Below are 13,381 nucleotides of genomic sequence, written 5' to 3' on the forward strand. Positions count from 1 at the left end.
ATGCATGGTCAGGGCTTAGATTCTACCGTGACATTGCTTAAATTTCTTCCCTGATCCACAAGGACAAGGCTCATTACGACCAACTTTACGTCCATCACGCACCACGGTTTCGTTGCCGCTGCCACCTTGTTCGGCGCTGTCGCTATCATCAAACTGGTTATCAGCTTGCGCATGGTTAACTTGCTGCTTTTGCGCGGCCTGCTCTGCGCGCGCTTTGCGCTCGGCTTCCATACGCTCAACGTCATCCGGCTGCTGAACACGCACTCGGCTAAGCGTTGTCACCACATCGGTTTTCAGCGCTTCTAGCATGCCCTCAAACAGCTCAAACGATTCGCGCTTGTACTCTTGTTTCGGGTTCTTCTGCGCATAGCCACGTAAGTGAATACCTTGACGGAGGTGATCCATCGCCGCGAGGTGCTCTTTCCAAAGCGTATCCAAGGTTTGCAGCATCACTGCTTTTTCAAAGTTACGCAGGGTTTCTGCCCCTACCGCCTCTTCTTTGCCTTTATAAACCTCGATCAAGGCCGTCAGAATGCGCTCGCGCAACAACTCTTCATACAGCTTGTCGTCTTCATCTAGCCATTGCTGAATCGGCAATTCGAGATCAAAATCCGCTTTAAGGCGCTTTTCAAGGCCAGCAATATCCCACATTTCTTCTAGCGATTGTGGCGGAATGTACTGGTTCACAATGTTATTAACCACATCCTCGCGGTTGTGCTCGATCATTTCGCTGATATCTTCTGACACCAGTAACGCGTCACGCAGCTCGTACACCACTTTGCGCTGATCGTTGGCGACATCATCAAACTCGAGCAGTTGCTTACGGATGTCAAAGTTACGCCCTTCTACTTTTCGTTGTGCGTTTTCAATGGCTTTATTGACCCATGGGTGCTCAATGGCTTCGCCTTCGGCCATCCCTAATCGTTTCATCATGTTAGAGACTTTTTCTGAGGCGAAGATCCGCATCAAAGAATCTTCCATCGACAAATAGAAACGGGTTGAGCCTGGGTCACCTTGACGACCAGCACGACCACGCAGCTGGTTATCGATACGACGAGATTCATGACGCTCAGTACCAATGATATGCAGGCCACCCGCTTCAACGACCTGGTCATGAAGCTGCTGCCATTTTTCTTTCGCCGCTTCTACTTGCGCATCGGTCGGGTTTTCAACATCACCCAGCACTTGTTTCCAGCTACCACCCAACACGATATCGGTACCGCGACCGGCCATGTTAGTGGCGATCGTTACCGTGCCTGGGTAACCGGCTTGCTCAACAATATCGGCTTCATGGGCGTGGAATTTGGCGTTGAGCACTTGGTGCTTGATACCATCTTTTTTCAAGGCATTCGATAACAATTCAGATTTTTCAATCGATACCGTTCCGACCAATACCGGTTGACCGGCTTTGGCACGTGTTTTGATGTCTTCCGCAATAGCGGCAAACTTTTCTTTTTCGGTCATGTAGACCTGATCGGCGTGATCTTTACGCACCATTGGGCGGTTAGTCGGGATAACCACGGTGTCTAGGCCATAGATAGACTGGAATTCGAACGCCTCGGTGTCCGCGGTCCCTGTCATGCCTGAGAGTTTGTCATACAAACGGAAGAAGTTTTGGAAGGTGATCGAGGCCAGCGTTTGGTTCTCGTTTTGAATTTTCACCCCTTCTTTGGCTTCCACCGCCTGGTGTAAGCCTTCTGACCAACGACGTCCCGGCATGGTACGCCCAGTGTGCTCATCCACGATGATGACTTCATCGTCTTTAACGATGTAATCAACGTCGCGCTCAAACAAGACGTGCGCGCGTAATGCGGCATTAATATGATGAATCAGGCTGATATTTGCCGGTGAGTACAGCGTATCGCCGTCTTCCATCAAGCCGTTTTTCTTGAGCAAGTCTTCGACAAACTCTTGACCATTTTCGGTCATGTACACTTGCTTGGCTTTTTCATCGACCGTGAAGTGGCCATCACCTTGATAGTCTTCGGTATCTTCTTGCTCTTGCTGTTTCAGGCTTGGGATCAAGGCATTGATACGCTGATACATCTCCGAGCTGTCTTCTGCTGGCCCAGAAATAATCAGAGGCGTACGCGCCTCATCAATGAGGATCGAGTCAACCTCATCGACAATCGAGAAATAGCGATCGCGTTGCACACGGTCTTCTGCTCGAAACGCCATGTTGTCACGCAAATAGTCAAAGCCGAACTCGTTATTGGTACCGTAAAGTACATCACACGCATAAGCGGCTTTTTTCGCCTCCGGCGGCATGTTGGGGACATTGACGCCCACCGTCATTCCTAAAAACTCAAACAACGGACGGTTGGTTTCGGCATCACGTTCCGCCAAATAATCATTCACCGTCACAATGTGAACCGCTTTTCCGGTCAGGGCGTTCAAATAAGAAGGTAGCGTCGCGGTCAGGGTTTTACCTTCACCGGTGCGCATTTCCGCAATCTGACCATTGTGGAGTACGATACCGCCGACCATTTGCACGTCAAAGTGGCGCAGGCCAAATACACGCTTAGAGGCTTCTCGTACAGTGGCAAAGGCTTCAGGAAGGAGGTCATCAAGCTCGGCACCTTGATCAAGGCGCTCGCGGAATTCAACGGTTTTCGCTTTCAGCGCATCATCATTCAATGCTTCAAATTGGGGTTCGAGTTTGTTGATTTCATCAACAACTTTTCTCAGCCGACGCAAGGTGCGGTCATTACGGCTTCCGATAACTTTAGTCAGGACTTTCGATAACATGGCGTTGCCGGTACTCTTTTTAATGGTTTTCCCACATGGGCGGCCGCTACACTGCCTCTATGCTGGCGTGTTTCAGTTCAAACGCGGGTTGGCTTAAGCTCATCGATTCAACACAAGATGCCAAAACGCATCTACCTTAAGTGGAGCCAAATCGGACAGAATTCAAGGGCGATGACGCCACTTCACAACGATTTCCACGTGACTGAATGTAAATGTGGTAGATGGCACGGAAAAAATACGCCGCCATCGCCTTACCCATGCGACACTTACCTGTGAATGGTTTTTTCACTCTACGGTGATCACCTCAGGACATACCGATATATCAACCCGGTAGGCTACATGCCGAGGTGGAGCATGTATGATAAGGTAAATTACTTTCACATCCTATGACAAATCCAATACTCAAGGGATCAATTAGCGAAAATTAGACGCTGTGCGCCCGTTCAGGCGCCGAATTGATGACAAAAAAGGCAGTTATTGCGCGATGAGAGACCACCGTCCCCGCTCTACCCTCCATCTGTTGGAGAGCGACCCCAATAATATTGCTCAGCGAGCGGTTGAGCTCGCCAAGCTAAACAAGCTGATCTTAGCCTTGTTACCCGGTGAGACATCAAAAGCTTGCCGCGTCGCCAATTATCGTGATGGCGTATTGGTGGTAGAAGCCGGTAGCGCCGCCTGGGCGATGCGACTGAACTACGAACGACAACATTTATTGTCGGTATTACGTCAAAAAGGGCTGGCAAGCCTAACAACCATTGAAGTGAAAATTAACCCGGCACTCGCCGCCGCCGATCGAGAAGACAAAGAAACCGCGCCGTCCCGCCACCTTAGTCAAGCCTCGGGTGAGTTACTGCGTGCACTAGGTGACAATGCCTCTCCCAAACTAAAAGCACGGTTCGAGGCGTTGGCCAAACTCGCCGAGGATCAAAAAAAGCCAGAGTGAGCTCTGGCTTTTTATCTATCAATCTCTGGGTATTAGCGGTTTATTCTGCCTCAGTATGGTGCATTGCGCTGTTACCGTGCAACCGCCTACCGCATCAGACAGGGCTTAGGCCAAGACCATCCCCGGCTCAGCAAATGCGACCGGTGAGGTGTCGGTTTCTTCAAACGTGACCCACTCCCAAGCTTCTTGATCGGCCAAGACCGCGCGCAACAGTTTGTTGTTCAGTGCATGGCCCGATTTGTACGCGCGCATCTCACCGAGGATACTGTGGCCACACATGTAAAGGTCACCGATAGCGTCCAACACCTTATGCTTGACGAGTTCGTTGTCAAAGCGCAGGCCTTCTTCATTCAAGATACGATAATCGTCCAGCACGATGGCACAGTCAAAGCTGCCGCCCAGACACAAATTTTGTGACTGCAGGTACTCGATGTCACGCATAAAACCGAAGGTACGAGCCCGGCTCAAGTCTTTAATAAAAGACTGGCTTGAAAAGTCTAGTACCAGGTTTTGTTGCTCAGATTCAATCGCGGGGTGGTCGAATTCGATAGCAAAATCAAGACGGAAGCCGTTATACGGCAGCAACTCCGCCCATTTGTCATCGTCTTCAATGCGAACAGGCTTTTTAATGCGAATGAACCGTTTTGGCGCGTTTTGGACGTCGATACCCGCAGACTGCAGCAAAAAGATGAACGGGCTTGAACTGCCATCCATAATTGGAATTTCTGGCGCGTCCACTTCGATAATAATGTTATCGATCCCCATGCCTGCAATTGCTGCACTGAGATGCTCAACGGTTGAGATGCGAACACCCGCGTCATTGACTAAGGCGGTGCACAACATGGTGTCGCGCACATCCTCAGGGTTAGCCGGAAAATCGACCGGTGGCTCCATGTCTGTGCGACGGTAAATCACACCGGTATTGGCAGGAGCCGGACGCAGAGTAAGCGTAACCTTACGCCCAGAGTGGAGACCCACACCAGTCGTTTGGACCATACTTTTCAATGTTCGCTGTCTAATCATCGGCTTATCTCAACTTTTTCTCAAAAAAGTGTGCTCTGTGTCACTCATTACCCTGTCACCTTAGACAAGGGGAGCGTGATGGTAGCACATCACTGGCTACAAACCAAGCAATTGCGATTAGTCAGCTTGTTTACGCAAAAACGCAGGAATATCGAGATAATCATGCTCGGTCTGCGATTTTGGTGCTGCATTCGAAGACGATGCAGCAGGCTGCTCTTTCGCCGCAGGGTTTGCACTTGCCGCCTGAGGTTTCTCTTGCAAAGGCTGTGCCTTTTTCGGCTCTGCCTGTGCTTGCCCAGACTGTGAGTTGGTCACCAAGGTGATATCTGGCTTACGCTCATTACCAATTCCGGTGGCCACGACAGTCACACGCAGCTCGTCGCTCATCTCTGGGTCCATCGATGTCCCAATCACCACAGTCGCATTGTCTGATGCAAACGCTTTGACGGTGTTACCCACGGTCTCAAATTCATCAAGACGCATATCAAAGCCTGCGGTAATATTCACCAGCACACCGCGCGCACCGGCTAAGTCGATGTCTTCAAGAAGCGGGCTAGAAATGGCCATTTCTGCTGCCTCTTCCGCGCGATCTTCGCCGGTTGCCACGCCGCTACCCATCATCGCGTGTCCCATCTCTGACATCACAGTGCGGACATCCGCAAAGTCGACGTTGATGTGACCTGGGCGCGTGATTAACTCGGCGATCCCTTGCACGGCGTTGCGTAGCACGTCGTTTGCTTTGGCAAAGGCATCGAGCAATGTAATCCCACGACCTAGCACTTTAAGCAGTTTTTCGTTCGGGATCGTAATCAGCGAGTCAACATGTTTTGACAGCTCTTCGATACCTTGCTCTGCAAAAGCGAGTCGCTTTTTACCCTCAAAGCTGAATGGTTTAGTGACCACAGCAACGGTCAGGATTCCCATTTCTTTCGCGATTTCCGCAATAATGGGGGCTCCGCCGGTTCCTGTACCACCGCCCATTCCGGCTGCGATAAATACCATATCGGCACCTTCGAGCTCAGCTTTAATCGCATCGCGATCTTCAAGGGCAGAATCTCGACCTACTTGTGGGTTAGCCCCCGCACCTAGGCCTTTAGTGATATCACCACCAATTTGAATGACCGTGCCTACGCTGCTTTTACGTAGTGCTTGGGCATCCGTGTTAATGCTAATAAAGTCAACCCCTTCGATTGACTCACGCACCATATGCTCAACGGCGTTACCACCGCCACCGCCAATGCCGACGACCTTAATCACCGCATCGTCAGACATTTCCATCATCGGTTCAAACATGAGTTCTCTCCGTCCTTCCTGTTCGCATCAGGGTTAAAATTCTTTCTTAAACCAGCTACTCAGCTTGTTTATCCAGCTAGCCACAGCCCGCTTTTGTTCTGGTTCACTCGTTTCTGTCAGCAAGCTCTCTTTGCCGTAGTGTAAAAGCCCAACCGCGGTTGCATAACAAGGCGCTTGCACATAGTCGGTCAATCCGGTGACATTCACAGGTTGCCCCACTCTTACTTGGTTTTGGAATACGCGTTCTGCACATTCCACCAAGCCATGCATTTGTGATGCGCCCCCAGTGAGCACAATTCCCGCTGCCATTTGATGTTTAACACCATCGCTACGCAGCTTTTCTTGGATAGCGACCAGCTTTTGGTTCACCAGACCCAAAAGCTCTGAGCAACGCGGCTCAATCACCTCTGACAAGGTTTGTCGCTGCAATGTCCTTGATGGGCGTCCTCCCACACTTGGGACATTCACTTTGGCATCCTTGTTCACCAACTCACTCAATGCACAGCCATATTTCACTTTAATGTCTTCTGCATCGGCCAGTGGTGTGCCAAAGGCATAGGCAATATCACTGGTAATCACATTGCCCGCATAGGGGATCACTTCGGCATGGCGGAGGGCACCTCCTGTCCACACGGCAAGATCCATGGTGCCGCCGCCGATATCGACGACACAGACACCTAGCTCTCGCTCATCCGGTGTGATCACGGCATGACTTGCTGAAAGCCCGGAGAAAATCAGTTGATCAACGCTAAGACCACAACGTTCGACTGCTTTCTCAATATTTTTTGCGGTGTCATTGTGACATGTGATGAGGTGCACACTCGCTTCCATCCTCACCCCGGATAACCCGAGCGGATTTTTGATCCCTTCTTGATAATCAATTTTGTATTCTTGTGGGATCACATGCAGCACGCGCTGCTCATCACTGATTTTGACCGACTTCGCGGTATGAATCACATTGTCTATGTCGTCTTGGGTAACATCTTCATCCGATATTGTCCCCATCCCTCTCTCAGTTTGGCAGTGAATATGCTTCCCTGACAAAGAAAGATAGACAGAGCTGATTTGGCAATCTGCCATCATCTCGGCTTCATTCACCGCACGCTGAACAGATTTAACCACAGACTCTAAGTCGTTAACGCCACCTTTATCCATGCCGCGAGAGGGACTACTGCCCACACCCAGCACGTTGATCGTGCCATCTGGCAGCACTTCACTGACCAGGGTAGACACTTTGGACGTCCCTATATCGAGCCCAACTATCAGTGACTTGTCTGTCGTTTTATTCATTCAACCATCTCTTAATTTTGGCGATTCGCGTCGTCTGCCTCTGTTTTCCAGCCTACCGCAGCCCCGGTGTCATAACGTAAATCGACATACGCAATGGCTTTGTCTTGTGCCTTTATCCGCGGATATAAACGGACCAATCGCGCTAGCCTTTCTTGTCGCGCCTTTCGCCCTAACTCAATCCGTACGCCATCTCGTGTCACGATACGCCATGAGCGCCGTTTATTGAGTGATAACGCCTGAATCGATAAGCCAATTCGCTGTAATTTACGTTCGAGTTCTCGACTCGTATGCAATACTTCTTCCGACGTGCCGGTATTGCCGTGTAGCGACACCAGCTTTTTATCGGCGACATCTTGCGGGGCGCCATTGAATACCGTCCCGTCTGGCGTCAGCAACTTTTGCCCATTCCAAATCGCGCTCGCCCGGTATTCAGTAATATGTACCTTTAAGGTGTCGGGCCACTGCTTTCTTACCGCGACCTGTTTCACCCATGGGAGCGCCTCAATGTTCGCTTGGATGCGATTTACATCCTGCAGCATAAAGCTTTTTAGCTCGCCGCCTGACAACACGGCTTGGCGAACTTGATCAACACTGACATGTGTTTGGTCACCTTCCATCACCAGTTGTGACAAGGGGAGCTGCTGCTCATCACTCATCCAATCAATCACACGGACGATCCCTAGCAACATCAGGGTGATCACCCCAACCAGGAACGCGAGTGAAGCGCCTGTTTGCCGATCCAGTTTTATCACTGCTTGTACGCGTGTCAGGGCATTGACCATGCTCATACCTATCTTATCGCCTTGTGTCGATGCGACTTGACACTCACAGCGAAAAAACCGACTGATTATAGCGATCCCGCGTGACGCTCTCCAACCTAGAGATGCACTTTCATCAATAAGCTGGGATCGATTGCGCGTCATTTTCCCACAAAGACGATAAAAACCGATGTTTATTCTCGCAACAACCGATGTTGACCGCTATTTTTATCTCGCCAGCTACTTTTTATTGCGCCATTTTAGCCTTGTCTAGCTGCTTTGCCGCTAAATTTTTTGCTACTTTACCAATATCACCCGCGCCTTGTGTTAAAACCAAGTCATTAGGTTGCAGCACGTTGGCTAACGCCGGGGGTAATGCCTCAGCATTAGGCACAAAAATAGGATCCAGCTTCCCGCGCGCGCGAATGCTACGACACAAGCTTCTACCGTCAGCCCCCGCAATCGGCGTTTCACCCGCTGAGTACACATCCAGCATCAGCAAAACATCCACTTTTTCCAACACATTGGCAAAGTCATCATAAAGATCGCGCGTACGGCTGTAACGGTGTGGCTGAAAAATCATCACTAAACGATGGTCTTGCCAGCCAGCGCGTGCCGCTTTGATGGTCACGTCCACTTCACTGGGGTGATGACCATAATCATCCACCAGCAAGGCGGTGCCATCCTCCACGGCAAACTCACCGAGTTGGTCAAAACGCCGCCCTGTACCCGCAAAATTGGCTAAAGCACGTAAAATAGCCTCATCGTCGACACCATCTTCTGTGGCGACAGCAATCGCCGCTGCCGCGTTGAGCGCATTGTGCTGGCCTGGCGTATTTAAACGAATCGTCAGTGTCTCGCGGTGAGGGCGTGTGACTTTAAACACGCCACACTGCCCATGCTGTTGGTAATCATGTAAACATACATCGGCATCTTGCGAGAACCCGTAAGTGATCACTTGCCGTCCAATCGACGGGATCAGCTCACGAACGACCGGATCATCAATGCACACCACCGCCAATCCGTAAAAGGGCAGATTATGGAGAAAGTCGATAAACGTCTGCTGCAACTTCGCGAAGCTACCACCATAAGTGTCCATGTGGTCCGCTTCTATGTTGGTGACAATGGCGACCATTGGCTGCAAGTGTAAAAAGGAAGCATCACTTTCATCTGCTTCGGCAATCAAATAGCGACTGCTACCTAACCGCGCATTGGTGCCTGCACTTTTTACCAGCCCTCCATTGACGAAAGTGGGATCTAACCCTGCCTCAGAGAAAATTTGTGTGACCATCGCGGTGGTGGTGGTTTTGCCGTGTGTACCGGCAACGGCAATTCCGTGCCGGTAGCGCATTAACTCGGCAAGCATTTCCGCCCGGCGCACCACAGGTATACGCGCCGCCTTTGCCGCTTCCACCTCCGGGTTGTCCGGCTTGATGGCCGTCGATACCACCACGACACTGGCTTGTTCAATATGGCTGGCTTGATGACCGATAAAAATCTGCGCCCCCATGGATGCCAATCGCTCTGTGACGATATTCTGTGCAAGATCCGAGCCGGTTATTTGGTAACCTTCATTAATCAGCACTTCAGCAATACCACACATGCCTGCACCGCCGATCCCCACAAAGTGGATCCGCTTAACCCGGCGCATTTCCGGGATCATGGTGCGAATTTTTTCCAGCTGCTGATTATCCAATTTACCCATTCTCTATTCTCTATTTGTTGGCGTGCGTGACGATGACGTCCGCGACACGGGCATCTGCATCAATAATGGCCGCCTCTCGCGCTGCCGTCGCCATCGCTAACAAGCGCGGACGGTCAAGCTGGTTGATTGTCTCAGCCAATGTGCTTGCTGTCAGTGATGGCTGTTCAATCATTAAAGCCGCACCGCGGGCGACTAAATAATCACCGTTAAGTGCTTGTTGCCTATCGGCATGCATAAAGGGGACGAAAATCGCCCCAACGCCAGCCGCCGCCAGCTCAGAAACCGTCAATGCCCCGCTGCGGCAAATCACTACATCGGCCCACGCATAGGCCTCGGCAACATCGTCAATAAATTCGCTGACAACCACATCGCTAACACCGGTTTGCTGATAAGCATCCCGTGTCAGGTCGGCGTTATGCTTGCCTGCTTGGTGGCGAACCGTCACCGCTTGCTCGGTGAGCGCGACCGCCTCGGGGACTGTTTGGTTAAGAATACGCGCCCCTTGGCTGCCTCCCATCACCAAAATCCGCAACGGCCCTGCTCGTTCATTCAAACGGTGTTCAGGCGCCGGAATATCACACACATCTCGGCGCACCGGATTACCCACCACTGTCTTGCCATCGAATGCGCCAGGAAACGCTTGTAACACCTGTTTGGCGACCTTCGCCAACCAGCGGTTGGTTAACCCCGCGACCGCATTTTGTTCATGTAAGATAACGGGCACACCGCTTAACCACGCCGCAATGCCACCTGGGCCACTCACATAACCGCCCATGCCTAACACAGCATCCGGTTTAACCCGTTTAATGACTTGTCGCGCTTGCCAAATCGCACTGACAATCATCCAAGGGGCTCGTAGCTTGCGCATCAGCCCTGAACCAATCAAGCCTTTAACGCGAATAAATGCGATCTCGATGCCATATTTAGGCACCAAATCGGCCTCCATGCGATCCGCGGTGCCCAACCAACAAACGTCCCAGCCTTGTTTCTCTAAATACTTGGCGACGGCGAGCCCCGGAAAAACATGCCCACCGGTGCCACCTGCCATCACTAATAATCGTTTTTTACGCATTGTTAGGGTCTTTATCTTGATAAGGGTTTCTTTGATGTGCTTGCGATGTGGCTAAGCGATACTCATGATCAATGCGCAATAACAGCGCCACGGCCACCGCCATGATCACCAAGCTGGAGCCCCCGTAACTGATCAACGGCAAGGTCAAGCCTTTAGTGGGGAGCATACCAGCAGCAGCCCCCACATTGACCATGGTTTGGAACGCAAACCAGATCCCAATCCCGAAGGCAAGAAAGCCACCAAATAGTTGGTTTTGCTCGAGGCAACGCTTACCAATAAACAAGGCTTTAAACACCAAGTAAAAAATCAAACACAAAATGACGCTGACGCCCACCAAACCAAGCTCTTCGGCAATCACCGCAAACACGAAATCAGTATGGGCTTCTGGCAGATATTCCAGTTTTTGGATGGAGTTACCGAGCCCTTGTCCAAACCAATCTCCGCGACCAAATGCCATCAAAGACTGGGTTAGCTGATAACCACTGCCAAACGGGTCTTGCCATGGGTCTAAAAAGGCAGTGACACGGCGCACTCGGTAAGGCTCAGCGACAATCAAGCCGCCTACCAAGGTCAACCCGGTGATCAGCAGCGCAATAAACTGCCACAGCTTGGCCCCTGCAATAAACAACATGCCCACAGTGGTGACAAACATCACCACCACCGAGCCTAAATCTGGTTGTGCCAACAGCAAGCTCGCAAACAGCAACAAGACAGCCAGCGGTTTGGCAAAGCCGCGGAAATGCTCACGCACCTCACCATGACGACGCACCAGATAACCGGCTAAAAAGACAAACAAGGATAACTTGGCGATCTCCGCAGGCTGAATATTGATCCCAGCCACAGAGATCCAGCGCGCGGCACCATTGACAGACCGACCCACAGCAAGCACCGCCAGTAACAATAGCGACGAGAGCAATAACATGTAGCCGCTATAGCGCTGCCACCAATGCACGGGAATGTACATCACTACCACTGCGGCGACGATGGCGACGGTCAGATAAAAAGCATGACGCTTGGCAAACAAAAAAGGCGCATCCGCCAGCCTAAGCCCCACAGGCAAAGATGCCGACGTCACCATGACTAACCCGATGACCATCAACAGCAACGACGTCCACACTAACTGGCGATCGTATAACACGCCAGGAGACGGCGTCCGAAGCCACTGCCAGCAGTATTGAGGAAGTCTGCGCACGGTCATGTCTGCCTCGCAATCATCGATTCTACGCCCGCGATAAAAGCGTCACCACGGGCAGCAAAATTAGCAAATTGATCCAGACTCGAGCAGGCGGGCGATAACAACACCATATCACCGGCTGTCACTTGATTAGCAGCGGCCGTCATCGCTTGTTGCAGAGTATCGACACAGTGCGCCTGCTTATCGAGCTGTGCTAACTGGGCTTTATCCTTGCCAAAGCAATAAAGCGATACCGAGAGTTTCGCCAACGCCGGTTGTAAAGCGCGAAAGTCGGCGCCTTTACCATCGCCACCCACCAAAAGGTGTAACCGCCCGTCGAGATCCAAACCATCAAGCGCCGCCAGGGTACTGGCCACATTGGTGGCTTTTGAATCATTGACCCATAGCACGCCCTGATGCTCGGCGACTTTTTGACAACGGTGCGGGAGGCCAGCGTACGTACTGAGTGCTGCTTTTTGTCCTTGTTGGCTGATGCCGACACTGTCAGCCAGCGCCATGGCCGCCAGCCCATTCGCCACGTTATGACGGCCCACCAGCCCCAGCGAAGAGACGGGAAGCAGTGGCTGGCCGTGTGCCGCTAACCAAGCTTCACCTTGGTGGCTGATAAGGCAATAATCGCCTTGGTGGAAACCAAACAGACGCATGGAGGAGGCGCTGTTCGTTTGCAGATCATCGTGCGTTTGCGGATCATCGGCATTGGCAATCAGGGTAGTCGCATGGGTGAAAATACGGCACTTGGCGGCACGATAATCGGCCAAGCTGTCGTATCTATCCATGTGATCTTCTGAGAAATTCAAAAAGGCCGCGCCATCTAGAAACAAAGAGTCGGTGGTTTCGAGTTGAAAGCTCGACAGCTCCAACACATACAGCTCGTGACCACGGTCGAGCAAGTCTAACGCCGCCACACCAATATTGCCGCCGACGCCAACATTCATACCTGCCGCTCGAGCCATTTCGCCCACTAGCGCCGTGACGGTACTTTTGCCGTTGGAGCCGGTGATCGCCACCACAGGCTGGTCGCAATACCAAGCAAACAACTCAATATCCCCCACAACAGGGGTGCCCGCTGCATGGACTGGCAGCAAGGCGGGTGTCTGCAGCGATATTCCAGGGTTAGTGACCACCAAGTCGGCGTCCGCTAACCACGTGGGTTGCCAGCTGCCTGTGTGCAACTCGACGTTATCCGGCAGTTGGTCTTGCCCCGGAGGCTGCGTGCGAGAGTCCATCACGCGAATGCATGCCTTGGGATGATGGCGGGCAATAAAGCGCACCACTGACAATCCGGTCACACCCAAGCCCATCACCACGATATGATGAAACTCGGTCAATGAACGCTGGTTCGCGGCTGGCATGA

The 13,381-nt window shown here is 51.8% G+C and carries 10 protein-coding genes; 1 reads left to right on the top strand and 9 read right to left on the bottom strand.

Features of this window, described 5'->3' with window-relative positions:
- Nucleotides 1–15: 15 nt before the first annotated feature.
- A complete protein-coding gene (gene secA / locus EHW56_RS08700) occupies nucleotides 16–2,748 on the bottom strand; it encodes a preprotein translocase subunit SecA (protein ID WP_077606084.1) in 2,733 nt (910 codons plus the stop codon).
- Nucleotides 2,749–3,232: 484 nt separating this feature from the next.
- Between secA and EHW56_RS08705 the strand changes: the two genes are divergently transcribed.
- Complete coding sequence (locus tag EHW56_RS08705; RefSeq protein WP_046073974.1) at nucleotides 3,233–3,691, top strand: DUF721 domain-containing protein; 459 nt, start codon at nucleotides 3,233–3,235, stop codon at nucleotides 3,689–3,691.
- A 105-nt stretch (nucleotides 3,692–3,796) separates the two neighbouring features.
- Here EHW56_RS08705 and lpxC read toward each other — a convergent pair whose 3' ends face one another.
- The 8 genes from lpxC to murD form a co-directional block, all read right to left on the bottom strand.
- On the bottom strand, nucleotides 3,797–4,714 hold the full coding sequence (lpxC, locus tag EHW56_RS08710; RefSeq protein WP_046073973.1) for a UDP-3-O-acyl-N-acetylglucosamine deacetylase: 918 nt from the start codon (nucleotides 4,712–4,714) through the stop codon (nucleotides 3,797–3,799).
- 117 nt (nucleotides 4,715–4,831) lie between these two features.
- The gene (gene ftsZ, locus EHW56_RS08715) at nucleotides 4,832–6,007 is read right to left on the bottom strand and encodes a cell division protein FtsZ (RefSeq protein WP_046073972.1); all 1,176 of its coding nucleotides are present in this window, start codon (nucleotides 6,005–6,007) and stop codon (nucleotides 4,832–4,834) included.
- 33 nt (nucleotides 6,008–6,040) lie between these two features.
- The gene (ftsA, locus tag EHW56_RS08720) at nucleotides 6,041–7,297 is read right to left on the bottom strand and encodes a cell division protein FtsA (protein WP_046073971.1); all 1,257 of its coding nucleotides are present in this window, start codon (nucleotides 7,295–7,297) and stop codon (nucleotides 6,041–6,043) included.
- Between the two features lie 11 nt (nucleotides 7,298–7,308).
- Nucleotides 7,309–8,085, bottom strand: coding sequence for a cell division protein FtsQ/DivIB (locus EHW56_RS08725; RefSeq protein WP_077638557.1), 777 nt, complete (start codon nucleotides 8,083–8,085; stop codon nucleotides 7,309–7,311).
- Between the two features lie 217 nt (nucleotides 8,086–8,302).
- The gene (murC, locus tag EHW56_RS08730; protein WP_046073969.1) at nucleotides 8,303–9,760 is read right to left on the bottom strand and encodes a UDP-N-acetylmuramate--L-alanine ligase; all 1,458 of its coding nucleotides are present in this window, start codon (nucleotides 9,758–9,760) and stop codon (nucleotides 8,303–8,305) included.
- 10 nt (nucleotides 9,761–9,770) lie between these two features.
- Nucleotides 9,771–10,832: an undecaprenyldiphospho-muramoylpentapeptide beta-N-acetylglucosaminyltransferase gene (gene murG / locus EHW56_RS08735; RefSeq protein WP_152795064.1), complete on the bottom strand. Its 1,062-nt coding sequence runs from the start codon at nucleotides 10,830–10,832 to the stop codon at nucleotides 9,771–9,773.
- Entirely contained in the window at nucleotides 10,825–12,030 is a 1,206-nt protein-coding gene (ftsW, locus tag EHW56_RS08740; RefSeq protein WP_046073967.1) for a cell division protein FtsW, read from the bottom strand. The genes murG and ftsW overlap by 8 nt, the downstream gene beginning before the upstream one ends.
- Nucleotides 12,027–13,379, bottom strand: coding sequence for a UDP-N-acetylmuramoyl-L-alanine--D-glutamate ligase (murD, locus tag EHW56_RS08745; RefSeq protein WP_152795066.1), 1,353 nt, complete (start codon nucleotides 13,377–13,379; stop codon nucleotides 12,027–12,029). The genes ftsW and murD overlap by 4 nt, the downstream gene beginning before the upstream one ends.
- Nucleotides 13,380–13,381 lie beyond the last annotated feature (2 nt).

Source organism: Salinivibrio sp. VGrn1 (genome assembly GCF_009377995.1).
Taxonomy (GTDB): Bacteria; Pseudomonadota; Gammaproteobacteria; order Enterobacterales; family Vibrionaceae; genus Salinivibrio; species Salinivibrio siamensis.

Coding starts and splice junctions, on each gene's coding strand:
- lpxC (WP_046073973.1), bottom strand. CDS start 4,714: ATGATTAGACAGCGAACATTGAAAAGTATGGTCCAAACGACTGGTGTG.
- EHW56_RS08725 (WP_077638557.1), bottom strand. CDS start 8,085: ATGAGCATGGTCAATGCCCTGACACGCGTACAAGCAGTGATAAAACTG.
- ftsW (WP_046073967.1), bottom strand. CDS start 12,030: ATGACCGTGCGCAGACTTCCTCAATACTGCTGGCAGTGGCTTCGGACG.
- murG (WP_152795064.1), bottom strand. CDS start 10,832: ATGCGTAAAAAACGATTATTAGTGATGGCAGGTGGCACCGGTGGGCAT.
- ftsA (WP_046073971.1), bottom strand. CDS start 7,297: ATGAATAAAACGACAGACAAGTCACTGATAGTTGGGCTCGATATAGGG.
- secA (WP_077606084.1), bottom strand. CDS start 2,748: ATGTTATCGAAAGTCCTGACTAAAGTTATCGGAAGCCGTAATGACCGC.
- murC (WP_046073969.1), bottom strand. CDS start 9,760: ATGGGTAAATTGGATAATCAGCAGCTGGAAAAAATTCGCACCATGATC.
- EHW56_RS08705 (WP_046073974.1), top strand. CDS start 3,233: ATGAGAGACCACCGTCCCCGCTCTACCCTCCATCTGTTGGAGAGCGAC.
- ftsZ (WP_046073972.1), bottom strand. CDS start 6,007: ATGTTTGAACCGATGATGGAAATGTCTGACGATGCGGTGATTAAGGTC.
- murD (WP_152795066.1), bottom strand. CDS start 13,379: ATGCCAGCCGCGAACCAGCGTTCATTGACCGAGTTTCATCATATCGTG.